16 protein-coding genes are annotated in these 18,979 nt (G+C 33.9%); 11 read left to right on the top strand and 5 right to left on the bottom strand.

The annotated features are described in order from the left end of the window. Window positions 1-5 precede the first annotated feature (5 nt). The 7 genes from ABJF08_RS07745 to ABJF08_RS07715 all read left to right on the top strand — a co-directional run bounded on the left by ABJF08_RS07745 (window position 6) and on the right by ABJF08_RS07715 (window position 7,723). Window positions 6-1,850 (top strand): hypothetical protein, encoded by a 1,845-nt coding sequence (locus ABJF08_RS07745; RefSeq protein ID WP_348115541.1) that lies wholly within the window; start codon window positions 6-8, stop codon window positions 1,848-1,850. A gap of 217 nt (window positions 1,851-2,067) precedes the next feature. Beyond that, window positions 2,068-2,787, top strand: coding sequence for a 3-ketoacyl-ACP reductase (locus tag ABJF08_RS07740; protein ID WP_348115540.1), 720 nt, complete (start codon window positions 2,068-2,070; stop codon window positions 2,785-2,787). Between the two features lie 121 nt (window positions 2,788-2,908). Then, on the top strand, window positions 2,909-3,445 hold the full coding sequence (locus ABJF08_RS07735) for a hypothetical protein (protein ID WP_348115539.1): 537 nt from the start codon (window positions 2,909-2,911) through the stop codon (window positions 3,443-3,445). A gap of 70 nt (window positions 3,446-3,515) precedes the next feature. Next, entirely contained in the window at window positions 3,516-4,415 is a 900-nt protein-coding gene (locus ABJF08_RS07730) for an aldo/keto reductase (protein WP_348115537.1), read from the top strand. Window positions 4,416-4,502: 87 nt separating this feature from the next. Next, the gene (locus ABJF08_RS07725) at window positions 4,503-6,338 is read left to right on the top strand and encodes an ABC transporter ATP-binding protein (RefSeq protein WP_348115536.1); all 1,836 of its coding nucleotides are present in this window, start codon (window positions 4,503-4,505) and stop codon (window positions 6,336-6,338) included. 146 nt (window positions 6,339-6,484) lie between these two features. Next, window positions 6,485-6,919 (top strand): hypothetical protein, encoded by a 435-nt coding sequence (locus tag ABJF08_RS07720; RefSeq protein ID WP_348115535.1) that lies wholly within the window; start codon window positions 6,485-6,487, stop codon window positions 6,917-6,919. Between the two features lie 99 nt (window positions 6,920-7,018). After that, the gene (locus tag ABJF08_RS07715) at window positions 7,019-7,723 is read left to right on the top strand and encodes a hypothetical protein (protein ID WP_348115534.1); all 705 of its coding nucleotides are present in this window, start codon (window positions 7,019-7,021) and stop codon (window positions 7,721-7,723) included. Between the two features lie 160 nt (window positions 7,724-7,883). On the opposite strand, the gene lon is transcribed toward ABJF08_RS07715, so the two are convergent. Next, window positions 7,884-10,340, bottom strand: coding sequence for an endopeptidase La (gene lon / locus ABJF08_RS07710; RefSeq protein ID WP_348115532.1), 2,457 nt, complete (start codon window positions 10,338-10,340; stop codon window positions 7,884-7,886). Window positions 10,341-10,614: 274 nt separating this feature from the next. Between lon and ABJF08_RS07705 the strand changes: the two genes are divergently transcribed. Genes ABJF08_RS07705 through ABJF08_RS07690 form a run of 4 tightly spaced genes read left to right on the top strand, consistent with a single transcriptional unit; the run spans window position 10,615 to window position 13,626 of the window. After that, the gene (locus tag ABJF08_RS07705) at window positions 10,615-11,163 is read left to right on the top strand and encodes an RNA polymerase sigma factor (RefSeq protein ID WP_348115531.1); all 549 of its coding nucleotides are present in this window, start codon (window positions 10,615-10,617) and stop codon (window positions 11,161-11,163) included. After that, window positions 11,160-11,774, top strand: a complete 615-nt coding sequence (locus tag ABJF08_RS07700; protein WP_348115530.1) for a hypothetical protein — start codon at window positions 11,160-11,162, stop codon at window positions 11,772-11,774. Before ABJF08_RS07705 ends, ABJF08_RS07700 begins: the two co-directional genes overlap by 4 nt. Continuing rightward, window positions 11,758-12,864, top strand: coding sequence for a hypothetical protein (locus ABJF08_RS07695; protein ID WP_348115529.1), 1,107 nt, complete (start codon window positions 11,758-11,760; stop codon window positions 12,862-12,864). The genes ABJF08_RS07700 and ABJF08_RS07695 overlap by 17 nt, the downstream gene beginning before the upstream one ends. Window positions 12,865-12,897: 33 nt before the next feature. Further along, entirely contained in the window at window positions 12,898-13,626 is a 729-nt protein-coding gene (locus ABJF08_RS07690) for a head GIN domain-containing protein (protein WP_348115528.1), read from the top strand. Window positions 13,627-13,714: 88 nt separating this feature from the next. Here ABJF08_RS07690 and katG read toward each other — a convergent pair whose 3' ends face one another. From katG to ytxJ, 4 genes are all read right to left on the bottom strand, one after another. Continuing rightward, window positions 13,715-15,952, bottom strand: a complete 2,238-nt coding sequence (gene katG, locus ABJF08_RS07685; RefSeq protein WP_348115527.1) for a catalase/peroxidase HPI — start codon at window positions 15,950-15,952, stop codon at window positions 13,715-13,717. 131 nt (window positions 15,953-16,083) lie between these two features. Beyond that, on the bottom strand, window positions 16,084-17,433 hold the full coding sequence (locus ABJF08_RS07680) for an MFS transporter (RefSeq protein ID WP_348115526.1): 1,350 nt from the start codon (window positions 17,431-17,433) through the stop codon (window positions 16,084-16,086). Window positions 17,434-17,510: 77 nt separating this feature from the next. Further along, the gene (locus ABJF08_RS07675) at window positions 17,511-18,335 is read right to left on the bottom strand and encodes a M48 family metallopeptidase (RefSeq protein WP_348115525.1); all 825 of its coding nucleotides are present in this window, start codon (window positions 18,333-18,335) and stop codon (window positions 17,511-17,513) included. 4 nt (window positions 18,336-18,339) lie between these two features. After that, window positions 18,340-18,747 carry a bacillithiol system redox-active protein YtxJ gene (gene ytxJ / locus ABJF08_RS07670; RefSeq protein WP_348115523.1) on the bottom strand — a complete coding sequence of 136 codons (408 nt, stop codon included), beginning with the start codon at window positions 18,745-18,747 and terminating at the stop codon, window positions 18,340-18,342. Window positions 18,748-18,979: the final 232 nt, after the last annotated feature.

The raw sequence follows: 18,979 nt of genomic DNA, 5'->3' as shown, positions 1-18,979 counted from the left end.
ATATTATGAAATTAGAAAAGATCTTAGATAAACTTGGTTCTATAGAAAAGAATTCATTTATAAAAATAATAGATAACATTATATCAAAATCACCTAAAAATGGTAAACAAATTGATAAAATATTAAGCTCTTCAGACAAAGGATTGAAATCTGTAGATAATCAAAATATTTCAAAAATATTTGCCTTAACTGAATTAGAGTTTCAAGATCATATAAAAAGTGAATTTCAAGAAATAACCTCACAGTTAGATATATTAATAGATATAATTATCAGAGACGGTAATTGTATCATGAAACAAGACTGGTTATCTAGACTATACGATACTGAAGTAAAACATCTAAAAAGCAAAATTAAATTTCTTAATGCTGATTTTGAAAATGATAAATCTGATTTAAGCAGTTCTAGAAAACGTGATTATAAAATTTATAAATCTTGTTTAAAGACAGCATATCATAATGACATAGAGAATAATAGAGATGCAAAAATAACATCAGATGAACTATCGATTATGATTACTCTATCTGAACAATTAGGTTTATCTCAAGAAGAAGTAAAACTTATTAATTATTCTATCCTTCCGATTAAGAAAATTGATATCCAGGATATTATTAAGGGGCTAAAAAATATAGGTGTTATTTTTTATTCTAACAAAGAAAATACAATTTACGTAGCTGACGAAATGGTTAGAATGTTACGAGGAGTTAGAAAAAAAGAAGTAGCTGAAAAATTTTATCGAAGAACTCTAAAACTATTACGAGAACCTATAATTAACCAGATAGGTAGAGAACATAACATAGATAGAAAACACTCCTACTCTCAGAAAATAGAGGAAATAATAAAAGAAGGTGTTTCTTTTACTAACTTATTATTAGAAGACATTTACAAACAAGGAAGCACTTTAACCGAGAGAAAGAAAACTTTAAATGAACTTTGTGAAAAAGGATTGAATATTCCTAATCTCAAAGGAAGTACTCTAGATGATAAAATCAATAGTCTGATACATCACTTTGAAAACGTAGAACGAGATGAAAAGGTTGGTATATCATTAGATGGTTTTGATAAAATGCTAACTGAATTGAACATATCATTACCGAAACTTAACAAGGATATTAGAGAACAATTTGAACTTCAAGATGAATATGTTTTAAAAGCCGATTTCTTACTTGACTACAATATAAAGCCAAGAGATATTTTAGATTTAATCAATAAGTCAGATTTAAGAAAGTTTATTAAAGAAAATGGTGTTAAACAACGCGGTGATGATATTTTAAATATTCTTGAACATTATAAAGATGTTGAAAATCTATTTTTAGAGAATTTTGAAAACGTAGCTTATAGAAACCTTAACTTACTTAAAGATAATGGAATAACAATCAAGGAAAGTGAGCTAGGTATTAAATTTGAAGAATTAACTAAAACTATTTTAGATAGCATAGGTTTTAATGTAGATGAAACTTTAAAAAATAGCTTGAATACTAAAAAAGACATGATGGATATCTTGTTGAATTTAGGTAACAACGAAATTATTATCGTTGAATGCAAGACTAGTAAAGAAAAAGGCTACAATAAATTCAGTACCGTTTCTAGACAGCTAAAATCTTATCAAAATCTAGCACTAAAAAATGACTTGAGAATAGTTAAAATACTACTTATAGCTCCAGAATTTAGTGATGACTTTGTTACTGATTGTGAGATGGACACAGAAATGAATCTTTCTTTAATAACCGCTGCGACCCTTTCTAATATTGCAGATGCTTTCAAAAGTTCTAAATACAATGAATTTCCTCATGTATTATTTAGAGATATCGTGATTAATGAAGATAGAATATTAAAAGCATTAAGCAAATAATCCTACACTCTTAAAAATAACAACTAGTCATAAAATTCATTTCTTTTATTTCACCTAAATTTTACAAATCATTAGTGTAAAAAAGAGCAACAGATTCATACAAAATCTATAATTTAGCTACTTGAAGTTACACGAATTTGAGATTTGTAGGGAATGTTTTACAAATATTATTTAGTATAGCTTTTAGCGTATAAACACATATTCAAAAACTAAATAAATGCAAGATTTAAAAGGTAAAAAAGCCATCATTACAGGAGGAAGCCGTGGTTTAGGAAAAGCTACAGCTCTAGCATTTGCACAAGAAGGTGTAGATGTTGCGATAACTGGTAGAAATGAAGAGGCTTTAAAAGCAACCGTTGCTGAGATTGAAAAATTAGGGGTAAAAGCGACGTATGCCGTTTTTGACGTGAGTAATTATGAAGAGGTTAAAACAAGTGTAAAAACTCTTGTAGATACTTTAGGTTCTATAGATATTTTAGTAAATAATGCTGGGATAGCAGCATTCGGTACATTAAACGATATGCCTGTAGATCAATGGACGCAAATTATGCAAACTAACGTAATGGGAATGTATTACGTAACTAAAGAGGTACTACCTTATTTAATCGATCAAAATGAAGGAGAGATTATCAATGTATCTTCTACTGCAGGATTAAATGGTAATGCAACAACGTCAGCATATTCTGCATCAAAATTTGCTGTTATCGGTATGTCAGAATCGTTAATGAAAGAAGTACGTAAAAACAACATTAGAGTTTGTACCCTTACACCTAGTACTATCGCGTCGGACATGTCTATAGATTTAGGAATTGCAAGTAAAGATTCTGAAGACAGTGTTTTACAACCAGAAGATTTTGCAGAGCTAATTATCGCAGGATTAAAACTTCCTAAAAGAGCCATGCTTAAAAGTGCAGCGCTATGGTCTACAAATCCATAATTTAAATATAGAAATAGCCAGTTAAATTCTCTTTATGTTGTAATTTAACTGGCTTTATTAATATTATGCTGTTGGATTTACTTCTTAATTACTTCAGGTTCAAATAAACCCATGTATATCTATGGAACTAACCAGACATTGCGATCTATGCGAGCATAAAAAAAGTGATTTTAAGCTAGGCTTAGTATGTAGCCTTACCTCTCGCAAGCCTGCTTTTAATAAAACATGCTCTAAAATTCTACTTAGAGATAATTTTGAAGAAAAACTGAAACAAATTAATCTAGAATACGATCAATTAAATAGAAAACGTTTACTCACCTATTCTTATACAGTCGGTTATATATTGATAGGTTTTATAATTATAGCTACTGGTTATTTAATAGCTTATCATATTAATGATGTTGCTAATAAAACATCTGTAAGATTCTACACTTATCCCTTAACATTTATTGCTATAAGCTTTGCACCTATGGGTATGGCTATATCGACTTTGATAAATTATTTACAGCATATAAAAGTGGCAAAAAGTAAGAAAGAAGATCTAGATAGCGTACTTGAATTATACAACATCAAGTATGCGATAGATATAGATTACCAAACAGAATTTCACGGTACACAAGAAGTTTACATAGATCTTAAAGTACAAGGAGTGCGATAGTATCACTCAAATTTTAATTTCTTAAAATAGAACTAGATCATTTATAACCATAACTTTGAAATAAAATCACATGAAAACATCCTTAAATAGCGATTTAGAAATATCAAGAATAGTTTTGGGGATATGGAGACTTCTAGATTGGAATAAAAACGATCAAGAATTACTTTCTTTTCTTAAAGAATCTATAGAAACTGGAGTCACCACATTTGATCATGCAGATATTTATGGGAATTATGAATGTGAGGCTGCCTTTGGTAAAGCGTTACAGCTAGAACCTTCACTGCGTAATAGTATGCAGTTGATTACTAAATGTGGGATCAAATTAACTTCTGACAAGTTTCCAAAACGTGAGGTAAAATATTATGATTACAGTGCCAGTTACATCATCTCTCAGGTAGAACAATCTCTTAAAAATTTACGTACAGACTATATAGATGTACTTTTATTACATAGACCATCACCTTTTTTTAATCCAGAAGAAGTCGCAAGAGCCTTTGACGATTTAACATCTAGTGGTAAAGTTTTACATTTTGGAGTATCTAATTTCTTGCCCCAACAACTAGAATCGTTACAAGCTTACACGACCGCTCCACTAGTAACTAACCAGATAGAAATATCGCCCTATTGTCTAGAGCATTTTGAAAATCAAAATCTCGATTACCTTATCTCTAAGAAGATAAAACCCATGGCATGGTCACCACTTGCCGGTGGTGAATTACTATTTCCTAAGACAGAAAAAGGAACTCGTGTTCTTAACGCTATTAAAAAAGTAGCTAAAGAATTAGATGAGGCTAATCTAGATAAAGTCATCTATCAGTGGCTTTTAAAACATCCTTCTAACATCATTCCTATTATAGGAACTGGAAAAATTGAGCGAATTAAAACTGCTGTGAGTTCGTTAGATATAGAGATGTCTTTAGAGCAATGGTTCCAGATTTATATAGCTGCTTTAGGAAAAGAATTGCCCTAATAGAAGGTTGATAATTCCGCTTTCGCGAAAGCGAGAACACAACAAAACAAATCCTTGTTACGTACCTTTGTATTCTAAAACTACATCGTGGCTAGAAGAGCACCTGCATCTATAAAAGAACAAAGTAAAAAGGGAAAAACATTCTCCTTCAGCGCATTGAAGACACTACCTAGATTTTTTAAAGAAATCTGGACAGTGAGCCCTAAACTATTTATAACCAATTTTACCGCAAGATTACTCACCGCTATAAGTCCAGTTGTACTTCTATGGGTAGGTAAATTGATTATAGACGAGGTTATTTTACAAATATCACAGGAGGATCAAAATCTAGACTTGCTCTGGACATATGTAATTATAGAGCTGGCAGTAGCCGTGGCTGCAGACTTACTCAATAGATTAATTAATCTTACCGATGGTTTGATAGGTGATTTATATTCAAACGCATCTTCAGAAAAAATTATTAGAAAGACTAACGAGCTTACTCTAGAACAACTAGAAGATCCAGATTTTTATGACAAGTTAGAACGTGCAAGACAGCAAACTAGCGGTCGTGTAGGTTTAATGAGTGCCTCTTTAAGTCAGGTGCAAAGTATTATCTCGATAACTTCTTTAATTGCCGGTTTAATTTACTTTGAGCCATTATTAATTATCTTATTGGTAATAAGTATTATACCATCATTTATTAATGAGGCAAAATACAGCTCGCACAGATATTCTGTAGCACGCAGCTGGACTGCAGAGCGTCGAGAGCTGGATTACTTACGTTTTATAGGAGCTAATAATCAGACGGCAAAAGAGGTAAAACTCTTTGGTCTTACCGATTATATCGCAGCCCGATTTAACCGATTATCTGGTGATTATTATGAGATCAATAAAAAGTTATCCATTAAACAAAGTATTTACGGTTCGTTATTTAATATTATAGGAATCCTATCGTATTATGGAGCATATATATTTATCATTTTTAAAGTAATCACAGGAGTACTAAGTATTGGAGAACTTACCTTCTTGTCTGGATCATTCAACAGATTGCGTACTAATTTACAAGGCTTCTTTTCACGTTTTACAGCGATATCAGAGAGTTCGCTTTACTTGAGAGACTATTTTGACTTTCTAGATATAGAAATCACTGACGAGGCAGATAGCTACACTCCTATTCCAGAGGTTATTAAAGAAGGTTTTGAGATAAGAAATGTACATTTTGGCTATGCTGGTAGTGATATAGAAGTGCTTAAAGGAATAAGTTTTAAGATAAAAGTAGGTGAAAAAATAGCATTTGTTGGTCAGAACGGTGCTGGTAAAACAACACTTATTAAATTGATCTTAAGATTTTACGAACCTACCCAAGGAGAGATTTTATTAGATGGAATTAATATTTCTAAGTTTAATAAACAGGAATTTAGAAAGCGCTTTGGTGTTATTTTTCAGGACTTCTTTAAGTATGAATTCAGCTTGCGTGAGAACATCGCCGTAGGTAATATCGATGAACTTAATAACGATGTCATGATTACCGATGCTGCACAGCGCAGTCTTGCAGACCAGGTAGTGGCTGTTATGAAAGGCGGAATAGATCAACAACTAGGACGTAGATTTGCCAAAGGACAAGAACTAAGCGGCGGACAATGGCAAAAAGTAGCACTGGCCCGTGCTTACATGAAAGATGCCGATGTTATTGTACTAGACGAGCCTACCAGCGCACTAGACGCACAAGCAGAATACGACGTTTTTGAACGCTTTATAGGACTTACTAAAGGAAAGACGAGTATCATTATATCTCACCGTTTTTCTACCGTTAGAATGGCAGATAGAATACTAGTTCTAGAAGATGGTGTCGTTGCAGAAATAGGTACTCATGAAGAACTGATGGCACAACCTAATCTATATGAGAAACTGTTTAATTTACAAGCAGCAGGATATCAATAGAAGTGTTATGAGTTATTAGAAAATTAGGAATGATTGTGCTTATTTGGATTAATTTTGGATGAAGATATTTAAATGAAAACAAATTTGGGATATGTGAGTTGATATGGACATAATTCTAAAATTTTCAAATCTTAAGCACTACTTAGATGAAAAAATTACTTTTTATAATAACTCTTATTGCAACAAGCTCTTACGCTACATCACAAAATCTACATTTATATGGAGGTAGCGATTATACAGAGTATTTAGGCTGTCTGGACTGTTCTCGTTTTGATAGTAAATCTATCTGGAATGCTTTTGGCGATTATGGAAGTAGTTTTAGCAACACATCCATCTGGAATGATTTAAATAATTATGGAGACGATAATAACCCATTATCTCCATGGAACACCGTTTCTAATAAAGCACCTAAAATAGTAGATGATGCTGGTAAATTTCAAGGCTATTTAACTGCAAATCCTTCTTTAAAAGAAAAATCAAATTCTAGACTCGCTACAGAACTAGTAAACAATCATAAGGCTATTGCCAAAGATCTAGCCAAATGGTATACTAAGTTGGTGGTGGATTATAGTAAGTTGTAACAGCCACGGACGATAAGTTTACATAATCGTGATAATTCTGTGTTGATTGATTTTTACTATTGTAACTGTAATTAGTTAACCTTAGAATTATCTCACAGCATGAAAAATATCATTACCGCAGCACTTCTTTTATTCATAATTCCTGTTTTTGCACAAGTAGGAATCAATACAACATCACCTACTAAAGAAGTTGATATAGACGGTGGTTTAAGGGTAAGAGAGTTAACTAATACAAAATCACTTACTTTACCAGTTCATTCTTTACCTGATGGAACCTTAGTAAATGTAGCCATAGATGCCGATACACCAGGATTAAGATTTATTGGCTTTTTGGGTTCTAATCTCGATCTAGATCAAGATCAAACTTTTTATGATATTAATCTGAATCAAGAATTAGTAGATCTTTTTGATGAATATGATACTTCTACAAGTTTATATACACCTGTGTCTAACGGAACTTATAAAATCGAAATGGATTTTGATATAGGTGGATTTACTGGTACATCTACAGATCTTGATATATTAATAGGCATGTGGGATAATACCGATAACCGATGGGTTTTAAGACGTACGTTTAAACATAGAGATATACAGTCAGATGAGTTTGCTAGTGCTAGACAAGAAAGTTATGGTATAGCAAATTACCTAGATTTAGATAGCACACATGTATATAGGTTTAGAATAATAGGTACTTATGACTCGTCGGTATCATCATCTGACTATGATGGAATTCTTTTACGTTCCAATACTGGTGGGACAGGTTCTTCTATATCTACAAGTTTTAGTATTGAAAAAGTGAAATAAACCATACCTGGTTATCTCACTAATACTAATAGAAAAAAGGAACAAGTGAACTGTTTCTTTTTTTAAGAATCTAGATAATGATCTTAAACTATTATCTATTAAAACAAAAAAAAGCTCGAGAACAACGTCTCGAGCTTTTTTAATATTTAGATTTTGAGTTCTAACTCAATTTCTTAGCATTTTTTACTTTTTGCTTAGTAAGAGCTAGTTCTAAAACATTACTCATGTCGCTTACATAATGGAAAGTAAGGCCTTTCAAATAATCGGCATTAATTTCTTCTATGTCTCTACGGTTTTGCTCACAAAGAAGAATTTCTTTAATTCTAGCACGCTTTGCAGCAAGAATTTTTTCTTTAATACCACCTACTGGTAGTACTTTACCTCTTAAAGTGATCTCTCCAGTCATCGCGAGACTTTTCTTTACTTTACGCTGTGTAAATAAAGATACTAAGGACGTTAACATGGTCACACCAGCACTAGGTCCATCTTTAGGAGTAGCACCTTCTGGAACGTGTATGTGTACGTTATAGTTGTTAAATATAGAACTATCTATACCCAACACATCTGCGTTTGCTTTGATGTATTCCATTGCTATGGTAGCACTTTCCTTCATCACCTTACCTATATTACCAGTAATGGTTAAGTTTCCTTTTCCTTTAGATAGTATAGACTCGATAAATAAAATATCACCTCCTACTCTAGTCCATGCCAGTCCGGTTACCACACCAGCCACATCATTATTCTCATATTTATCACGTTCCATTCTAGGAGCGCCCAATACTTTAATAACCGTTTCATTAGTCACTTTAAGATCGTACTCTTCTTCCATTGCAATACTTTTGGCAGCATAACGCACCATTTTTGCAAGTTGTTTATCTAGCGATCTTACACCACTCTCACGAGTATAACCTTCTACCACTTTTTCTATCTGTGGTTTTGCGATTTTAAGATGCGATTTATCCAGCCCATGCTCCTTTAATTGCTTAGGTAACAAGTGCTGTTTACCTATTTCCACTTTTTCTTCTATCGTATAACCAGTAACATTTATAATCTCCATACGGTCGCGCAATGCCGGCTGTATGGTATTTAAACTGTTACTAGTAGCTATAAACATAACCTTACTTAAGTCAAATCCCATTTCTAGGAAGTTGTCATAAAAAGCATTGTTTTGCTCTGGGTCCAGTACTTCTAGCATCGCGCTAGATGGATCTCCATTATGAGAGTTACTTAATTTATCAATCTCGTCCAGTACAAATACAGGATTAGAAGTTTTTGCCTTCTTTATAGATTGAATAATACGTCCTGGCATCGCACCTATATAGGTTTTACGATGTCCACGTATTTCTGCCTCATCTCGCAAACCACCTAAGGAGATACGCACATATTCACGTCCTAAAGCCTCTGCAACAGATTTACCTAAAGAAGTTTTACCTACACCTGGAGGTCCATAAAGACACAGAATAGGAGATTTCATATCATTACGTAGTTTTAAAACCGCTAGATATTCTATAATACGTTTTTTAACCTCGTCCAGACCGTAATGATCGCGATCTAGAATTTTCATCGCGCGTTTAAGGTCAAAGTTGTCTTTAGAAAACACGTTCCAAGGTAAATCAAGAATAAGATCTAGGTAATTACGCTGTATAGAATATTCCGCCACTTGCGGATTCATACGCTGCATTTTTGCTAGTTCTTTCTCAAAATGTTCCTTTACCTTATCGTCCCATTTCTTTTTCTTAGCACGCTGGCGCATTTCATCTACCTCTTGATGAGAAGAAACACCACCACCTAATTCGTCCTGAATGGTTTTCATTTGCTGGTGCAAGAAATACTCACGTTGTTGCTTATTAATATCTGTCTGTACTTTAGACTGTATATCGTTTTTGAGCTCTAATTTCTGACGTTCTATATTCATAAAACGTAAAGTTTCTAGCGCTCTTTCTTTAAGATCATTGATCTCAAGAATTTTTTGCTTCTCCTCTACCTTAAGGTTCATATTAGAAGACACAAAATTCACTAAGAAAGAATCTGACTCTATATTTTTAATCGCAAACGACGCCTCTGTAGGTATGTTAGGACTTTCTTTGATAATTTCTAGAGCAAGCTCCTTAATTTTTTCAATGATCGCCTTAAACTCTTCATCTTCCTTCACAGGTCTTACATCAGGTACGTCGTTTGCTATCGCAGTAATAAATGGTTGCTCTGTAACGATCTCACCCATTTCAAAGCGTTTTTTACCTTGAATAATCACAGTAGTATTACCGTCAGGCATCTTAAAAGTCTTTAAGATTTTTGCCACAACACCTGTTTTATGTAGGTCTTCGAAAGAAGGCTCTTCTATCTCCTCATTCTTTTGTGCAACTACACCTATCGCAATACCTTTTTTATTTGCGTCTTGTAATAATTTAATAGAACGGTCACGTCCTGCTGTAATAGGAATTACTACACCTGGAAACAGTACCATATTACGCAATGGTAATATAGGCAAGGTCTCTGGCACGCTTTCCTTATTCATTTCTTCCTCGTCCTCGCTGCTCAATAGGGGAATAAATTCCGCATCTTGATCAAATTCTTGAAGTGACAAGTTGTCTATCGAAAATTTCTTTGGTTTGAACATATCTTTTTCAGTCGCCACAATGTCATATAGACTGTTGGCTTTTATTTTTTAAAATTAATTTGAGCACGATGTTTATTATAAATTCGCTTTCGCGAAAGCGGAATTACAACCTTTAAAAAACAGATTATCAAACTATTAAACTATAATCATAGTGTCTAGAATGAAGGTTTTACTCGTTTTACACCAAGTGCTAGATAAATAAAATTTCAAATTCCTTGCCATGAAGTGTAACATGCTAGAATAAATTGCATCTTTAAAGCGTAACACTAACCAAGTGACTTTAACAATAACCGAAATAGAACTTTATAACCTCTGTGAACGAGGCGATCGCAAGGCACAAATGCGCGTCTATGATCAATATGCCACTGGTATGTACCATGTAGCATTGAGAATCGTAAAAGACACTGCACTAGCCGAAGATATTATGCAAGATAGTATGATAGCTGCGTTTGCTAAGATGAAACAATGGAACCGAGAGGCAACCTTTGGCAGCTGGTTAAAAAGAATAGTAGTAAACAACAGCCTTACACAATTGAAAAAGGAAAGTAAAATGCCTAAAGTAGATTATGACGATGTAGCCTATGAAATGGAAAATAAAGCAGACGAACAAATAGACATGGAAGCTGCTGGTATGACTGCCAAAAAAGTACTAGAAGTAATGAAACTTTTAAAGGATAATTATAGACAGATCTTAACGCTAAGCCTTATAGAAGGAATGGATAATGAAGAGATAAGTGAGATTATGGGAATTTCTAATGCGATGTGTAGGACTACTATTTCTAGAGCTAAGGAAAGTCTGAGAAATAAAATGCAACTGATATGAAAAAGAACATGGAAGAATGGTTTGCAGATCAAGATTTTAATACAGAATCACTGCCTAGCGGCCATAGAAATAGATTTTTTGATAAGCTAGAAAAAGCTTGCAACGATGATCAGGAAGAAGTAGATGACTCTATTATACCTATTGCGACTGAGGATAATGATGGAGATCATGAAGATAACAAAGTTATAAGAATGAACTCTTGGTTCAAATGGTCGCTAGTGGCTGGACTAGCAGTTTTATTAGGTTTTACAGGTTTAAACCTAGTACCGTCCTCTACTCCTATTGATAACGGCCTGTCTAGTGTATCTCCAGAAATGGCGCAAGCGCAAGACTTTTTTACGAGTACTATAAATGAAGAACTAGAAAGATTAAATAAAGAACAATCGCCAGAAGCTGCCCGTATTGTTACAGCAACTAAAGTAGCACTGGCTAGATTAGAACTGGATTATAAAACGATAGAAGCTGACTTTGCTACAAATAACGATAGTAAAACTGTTATCGCTGCGATGATACAGAATTTTCAAAATAGAATCGATTTATTAGAGACTGCTCTAGAGCAAATAGAACAACTGAAAAATTTAAAAGAACAAGAAGATGAAACATATATATAAACTTAGTGTACTGCTGTTTTTATTACCAGCACTACTTATGGCCGGTCCTGGCTATGGAAAATACACCAAGACCAAAAAATTGAGTAAAACCTTTACTGTTAATAAAAACTGTATGGTGGATATTCAAAACGAGTTTGGTAACATAACTATAACTACATGGGATAAACCGACAGTTTCTATAGATATTACCGTAGAAGTAAGTGGTAATAATGAGAGTAATGTTAATAAACAGCTTAGAGATATAGATGTAGACTTTAATGCTAGTTCTTCTAAAATAAGCGCTAGAACAGATATAAGTAAAAGCGGTAATAACAATAATGGTGGGAGTTTATGGAGCACAATTATGGGAAGTAATAATTCTAGAAATAGCTCTAATATGAAAATAGATTATATCATTAGAATGCCAGTGACTGCCGCGGTAGATATAAGCAACGATTATGGTTCTGTTTCCATAGACAGGTTATTAGGTCATGCAAAAATCCAATGCGATTTTGGTAGACTTGATATAGGGCAACTGCTAGCAAGTGATAACGAACTTAGCTTTGATTATACTAAAAACTCTCATATTGATTACATGAAATCAGGAACCATTAGAGCTGACTTCAGTGGTTTTGAACTACATGGTGCTGAAAAAGTAAATTATAGCGGTGATTATACTAAAGCAAAGTTTGATAATGTTAAAGACATTAAATTTAATGGAGATTTCTCAACTATACAGTCTCAAGATGTTATAAAACTAGTAGGTAGAGGTGATTATTCTACTATTAAATTAGGGCATATTAAAGAAAGTATTAACCTGTCGACTAGTTTTGGATCTATCAATATTGAAGAATTAAGTCCTAATTTTAAAGAAGCGGTTATTAAAAGTGAATACACCAGTATTAAGGTGAATTTTCATCCAGAAGCAGCTTTTAAATTTGACATCGACACAGAATTTGCGAGTATTAAACTATCCGAAGATTTAACGGTTACTGACTCAGAAAATAATAGTACCGAAAAGCAAAAATCTGGTTATCATAAAGAGAAAAACGCTACGTCTGTTATCAATATAAGATCAAGCTTTGGTGGTGTAAGTCTTAGAAAAAACTAAAAATAAAACAACAACTAACTTAATAACAATAACATGAAACATATAATCATACTTCTAGTAGCCATTTTAGGATTTAACAGTGCAAATGCTCAGTGGTGGGGAAACAATAAACGAATTAAAGGAAATGGAGAGGTTATTACAAAAACCTTTAATACTTCTGACTATGACAAGGTATCTGGTAAGAGTAGTATAGATATTATTCTTGTAGAAGGAAAAGAAGGAACCATAACCGTAGAGGCCGAATCTAATATTATGGAATATATTGAGGTAGAGGTTAAAGGTAATAAACTAGAAATAGGTCTTAAAGATGGCACCAACTATAGCACACGTAAAGGTATAGAGGTTACGGTAAATGTAGAAAGTATCAATGGTTTGAGCATGGCAGGAAGTGGAGATATCACTAGCCAGATGAAATTAAAATCTAGAAATATGGATATTTCTGTGGCAGGAAGCGGTGATATTACTGCAGAAGTAGAATCAGAAAATTTACAAGTAAATATAGCTGGTAGCGGCGATGTAAAATTAAATGGCCGTGCAGAATACCTAGATGCTAATGTCGCTGGTAGCGGTGACATAGATGCATTAAATTTAAAAGCTAATGATGTAGATGCTTCTATAGCTGGTAGCGGTGACGTATCTGTTTACTGTACAGGTGGTGAACTTAAAGCGTCTATAGTAGGTTCTGGAGATTTAAGATATAAAGGTACTACCAGCTCTGTTAAGAAAAGTGTGATGGGTAGTGGTGATATCACTAAGATTTAATTCTATAGATTAAATAACAGATCGTCAAATAAAAATCCCCAAATCAAATAAATGATTTGGGGATTTTATTTTATCTAAAAACGAAAGTTTATTTTACGTCAAAACGATCTGCATTCATTACTTTATTCCATGCTTTTACAAAGTCATGAACCATTTTTTCTTTACTATCACTACTTGCATAAACCTCTGCAATAGCTCTTAATTCTGTATTAGAACCAAAAATAAGATCCACACGAGTACCTGTCCATTTTAAATCACCAGTCTTACGATTGCGACCTTCAAATAATAAATCTGAAGAAGATTTAGACTTCCATGTTGTACTAAGATCTAAGACGTTAACAAAGTAGTCATTAGTTAACTGTCCAGGTGTTTTAGTAAATACACCATAGTTAGACTGATCAAAATTGGCATCCATTGCTCTTAAACCACCTACTAAAACAGTCATTTCTGGAACAGATAATCCTAATAAACTAGCTTTATCAACTAATAAATCTTCACCAGCTATTTTCTGTGAGCTGTTCATATAATTTCTAAAACCATCTGCACGAGGTTCTAAATAAGTGAAAGATTCTACATCTGTTTGTTCTTGAGTAGCATCTCCTCTACCTGCTGTAAACGGTACAGTGATATCGTGACCAGCATCTTTTGCAGCTTTTTCAACACCTGCGTTACCAGCAAGTACGATTAAATCTGCCATGGATACTTCTTTGTTTCCACTTTGAGCAGCATTAAATGACTCTTGAATACCAGCAAGAACATCTAGCACTTTTCTTAATCTAACTGGGTTATTTGCTTCCCACTGATTTTGAGGTGATAATCTTATGCGACCACCATTTGCACCACCACGTTTATCACTATCTCTATAAGTCGATGCACTAGCCCATGCTGTTGCTACCATCTCATTTACCGATAGTCCAGAATTAAGAATTTGTTCTTTTAAAGAAGAAACATCTTCGTCGTTTACTAATTCATGAGTTACAGCAGGAATAGGATCTTGCCATAATTCTTCTTTTTCTGGTACGTGATCTCCTAAATATCTAGAAGATGGTCCCATATCTCTATGCGTTAATTTAAACCATGCCTTTGCAAATGCATCTTCAAATTCTTCAGGGTTATCTCTAAAGTGTTTAGAAATTTTTAGATATTCTGGATCTGTTTTCAAAGCAATGTCTGCTGTAGACATCATAAGATCTTGACGTTTTGAAGCGTCACCAGCCATAGGAGCCTGATCTGCATTAGATGCCGCAGTAGGTTTCCACTGGTGAGCACCTGCAGGACTCTTAGTTAATTCCCAGTCATAATCTAATAATACTCTAAAGTAATCGTGATCCCATTTATCTGGGTTAGGTGTCCATGCTCCTTCTAGACCACTAGTTATGGTATCATCTCCATGACCAGTACCGTAAGAACTGTTCCATCCCGTACTCATTTCTTCTATTTTTGCGCCAGCAGGTTCTGCTCCAGTGTATTTTTCTGGATCTGCTGCACCGTGTGCTTTTCCAAAAGTATGACCACCTGCAACTAGTGCTACAGTTTCATAATCATTCATAGCCATACGGCCAAAAGTTTCTCTTATATCATGCGCACTACCTACCGCATCAGGGTTTCCATTAGGTCCTTCTGGATTCACATAGATCAACCCCATGTGAGAGGCTCCTAATAATCCTTCTAGCTCACCATCTTCATATCTCTCCTCATTACCTAACCAAGTAGTCTCACTACCCCAGTAAACATCTTGTTCTGGTTCAAAAGCATCTACTCGTCCACCGGCAAAACCTAATTTCTTTAATCCCATAGATTCCATCGCCACATTTCCAGCAAGAATCATAAGATCTGCCCATGAAATACTTTTACCATATTTCTGTTTAAGAGGCCATAATAATAATCGTGCTTTATCAAGGTTACCGTTATCTGGCCAACTATTTAATGGTGCAAAACGTTGATTACCTACGCTAGCTCCACCACGACCATCACCTACTCTATACGTACCAGCGCTGTGCCATGCCATTCTAACGAATAATCCGCCGTAGTGTCCATAATCTGCAGGCCACCAGTCTTGAGAATCAGTCATTAAGTGAGTTAAATCTTTTCTCAAAGCATCTATATCTAAGCTTTTAAATGCTGCTGTATAGTCAAATTCAGGATCCATAGGGTCTGATTTTGTTGCGCTCTGACGTAGAACATTTAATCTTAACTGATTAGGCCACCAGTCATTGTTTTTTGTTCCTTGTCCAGCAGTACTAGTTGCACCACCGCCCATAAATGGACATTTTGAAATATCTTGAGAATCGTTTATATCCCAGACTTTTGAATTTTTATCACTCATAACTACCGTGTTTTATTTTTAGATGGTTCAAATATATTTTAATTCTAAAAGTGTTTTAATACATTATAACTGTTAAAATCAAATCAACTATAAGTAAAATTTATTATTATAAATAATTCAGTAGTTTAAAACTATTGAGTGTTTTTGATTTTAGGTACTCTAGCTAGTAATATGATCCCTAATATAAAGAAAACTATTAAGAATAATATAGGTTCTCTCATAGAACCACTTATTTCGCCTACTATAGCAAATATGAGCATCCCTATAACGATACCTATCTTTTCTGCCACATCATAAAAGCTAAAATAAGAAGCTGTATCAGGATTACCATCAGGAATCATTTTAGAATAGGTACTTCTAGATAAGGACTGTATGGAACCCATTACCAGGCCTACAAAACCAGCCGTTATATAAAACTGCAACGGCGTTACTACAAAATAACCATAAATACATATAACAGCCCATAAGACATTTATTACGATTAGAGTTTTAATGTTACCTAGCTTTCGCGAAAGCTTACTAGCTAACCATGCCCCTAATATAGCCACAAGCTGTATGAGAAGTATACTGATTATTAATCCCATGGTTGCCCCATCTTCTTCCCACTCTACTTCTTCTGTACCAAAATAAGTAGCTACTAGCATAACTGTTTGCACTGCCATACTGTAGATAAAAAATGCTCCTAAGTAGCGCTTCATTTGCAGATCTTCAGAAAGATTACTCCATATTTTCTTCAATTCCTGAAAACCATTTGTAAATATATTTTTTACCTGAGTACTATCTTTCTTTGTCCCTAAAGGCAAATATCTATAAGTATACTGTGCAAAGCCCATCCACCATACTCCTACGAGGATAAAAGATAGTTGTATTGCATCTAACTTAAAGAATGTATTTTCTAAAAAAGTCCCATGTAACAATCCTTTTTCTGGATAGAAACCACCTTCTATTAAAACAAGGCATATAATAAGGAGTAAAACGCTACCTATGTATCCCATAGAAAAACCTTTGGCACTTATGGAATCTTGCTGTTCAGGAAAAGCGATGTCTGGTAAGTAAGAATTATAAAATACTAGACTACCCCAAAAACCTATCAAGGCAAGCATATAAACCAGTAAACTGATCCATAAATAATCGAAACTGAAAAGTGATAGACCGAGACAACTCAATGCACCTAAATAACAGAAGAATTGTAAAAATCGCTTCTTCTTACCAGAATAGTCTGCTATACCAGATAAAATGGGAGAGATGATACTAACTATTAAAAAAGCAATAGCTGTAGTAACGATTATTATAGACTCATTATTAACGTCCTTAAGTATTTCTGGCACTTTTCCTTCTTCATACGCCTTCATACTTATATAAGCATAGAATATAGGAAAGATAGCACTATTGATTACTAGAGAGTAAACAGAGTTAGCCCAATCATAAAATGCCCATGCATTTAATAATTTTTTAGAGCCGCGAGGTAAAATTTGTTTCATAAAAAAAGGGTTCTAGTAAGAACCCTTTAAAAGTATGATTATTAAATTAACTATACATTATGTATAGATTAAACTTATTATTTAAATGATGTTACACCATATTTTGCTGCTTCTGCTTTGGCTAGTGGTGCAAGTTCCTTAAGATTTGCAATACGGCTATCGTTAGATGGGTGCGTACTTAATATTTGAGGAGTAGACTGTCCTCCACTATTTGCTTTCATACGTTCCCATAAAAGAGCACCTTCATCTGGGTTATAACCAGCCATCGCAGCTAGATATAATCCTATTTTATCTGCTTCAGTTTCATGAGATCTAGAAAATGGTAACATACCACCCACTTGAGAACCTACTCCATAAGCTTGATTAATTAAATTCTGTGTTCCAGAATCTACACCAGCGACTTGAGTACCTAGAGCAACACCAGTTGCTCCTAGCGCTTGTACCTGTGACGCACTCATACGTTGTGCTCCATGATTAGCTAGTGCATGAGCTACTTCATGACCCATTACTATCGCAACACCAGTTTCATCTTGACAGATAGGTAAAATACCTGTATAAAATACAATTTTACCACCAGGCATACACCATGCGTTCACAGTGTCATCATTAACTAGTTTATAATCCCATTCATAACCTTCTAAGTATTGCTCTTCACCTATAGCATTTAACCATCTTTGTGCAGCGGTTTTAATTTTCTGACCTACTCTAGTAATCATCTCAGCATCTGCAGTACCTGTTACAACATTATTACTTCCTAGAAATTCATCATACTGACTAAAAGCCATTGGAAACAAGGTACTATCTGGTACAAAGTTTAATGTCTTTTTACCTGTAAACACATTCGTTTTACAAGAAAACAAAACAAATACTAATGCTAATAATATGTATTTACTGTTTTTCATATTTTTAATTTTTACTACTTACGATTTGTTGAACTTTTTTGATATCAATACCATGGTGAGATTCTGTATGAATCACTTCTTTATCATACATAATGATTACCTGAGGTGATTGATGCACAACGTTTAGTTTTTGAGCCACCGCATTACTTACGTCTCTATATGATAATAAATCTAGTAGGTAATAAGTCACATTGTCATCATTACTTTCATACCCTTTTTGAAACTGGTTAAAAACCATTCTAGAGATACCACATCTTGTACTATGCTTAAAGATTACCTTTGGTTTAATACTAGAATTATTAATAATATTATCCAATTGGTCAATAGATTCTAATGTATCCCATTGAATACCATCTATCTCCTCTTTTGCAATATCTCGCTGTGATTTAAACAGCTTGTCCATAAATCCCATAAAATTTTAATTTTACCGCTTTCGCGAAAGCGGAATAAAGAACAACTCTACCGCTTATTATATTCTAAGGTACAAAGATAAGTTATAGCGTCATAAAATCTCACAATGCTTTTATAAACACGTCATAATGTCTGTTAAAATGTAACATAAATCTGTCTAAATGTCAATTTTTAAAAAAGGTATAGGAATTGACTACTACACCGCATAACATAATACATCTAAAATAACATAT

The organism is Nonlabens sp. (genome assembly GCF_039941875.1).
Classification (GTDB): Bacteria; Bacteroidota; Bacteroidia; order Flavobacteriales; family Flavobacteriaceae; genus Nonlabens.
Note: the sequence above shows the minus strand (reverse complement) of the source record. Positions and strands in the feature narration are given on the sequence as shown.

Coding starts and splice junctions, on each gene's coding strand:
- ABJF08_RS07735 (WP_348115539.1), top strand. CDS start 2,909: ATGGAACTAACCAGACATTGCGATCTATGCGAGCATAAAAAAAGTGAT.
- ABJF08_RS07680 (WP_348115526.1), bottom strand. CDS start 17,433: ATGAAACAAATTTTACCTCGCGGCTCTAAAAAATTATTAAATGCATGG.
- ABJF08_RS07730 (WP_348115537.1), top strand. CDS start 3,516: ATGAAAACATCCTTAAATAGCGATTTAGAAATATCAAGAATAGTTTTG.
- ABJF08_RS07675 (WP_348115525.1), bottom strand. CDS start 18,335: ATGAAAAACAGTAAATACATATTATTAGCATTAGTATTTGTTTTGTTT.
- ABJF08_RS07700 (WP_348115530.1), top strand. CDS start 11,160: ATGAAAAAGAACATGGAAGAATGGTTTGCAGATCAAGATTTTAATACA.
- ABJF08_RS07720 (WP_348115535.1), top strand. CDS start 6,485: ATGAAAAAATTACTTTTTATAATAACTCTTATTGCAACAAGCTCTTAC.
- ABJF08_RS07715 (WP_348115534.1), top strand. CDS start 7,019: ATGAAAAATATCATTACCGCAGCACTTCTTTTATTCATAATTCCTGTT.
- lon (WP_348115532.1), bottom strand. CDS start 10,340: ATGTTCAAACCAAAGAAATTTTCGATAGACAACTTGTCACTTCAAGAA.
- ABJF08_RS07695 (WP_348115529.1), top strand. CDS start 11,758: ATGAAACATATATATAAACTTAGTGTACTGCTGTTTTTATTACCAGCA.
- ABJF08_RS07740 (WP_348115540.1), top strand. CDS start 2,068: ATGCAAGATTTAAAAGGTAAAAAAGCCATCATTACAGGAGGAAGCCGT.
- ytxJ (WP_348115523.1), bottom strand. CDS start 18,747: ATGGGATTTATGGACAAGCTGTTTAAATCACAGCGAGATATTGCAAAA.
- ABJF08_RS07745 (WP_348115541.1), top strand. CDS start 6: ATGAAATTAGAAAAGATCTTAGATAAACTTGGTTCTATAGAAAAGAAT.
- katG (WP_348115527.1), bottom strand. CDS start 15,952: ATGAGTGATAAAAATTCAAAAGTCTGGGATATAAACGATTCTCAAGAT.
- ABJF08_RS07690 (WP_348115528.1), top strand. CDS start 12,898: ATGAAACATATAATCATACTTCTAGTAGCCATTTTAGGATTTAACAGT.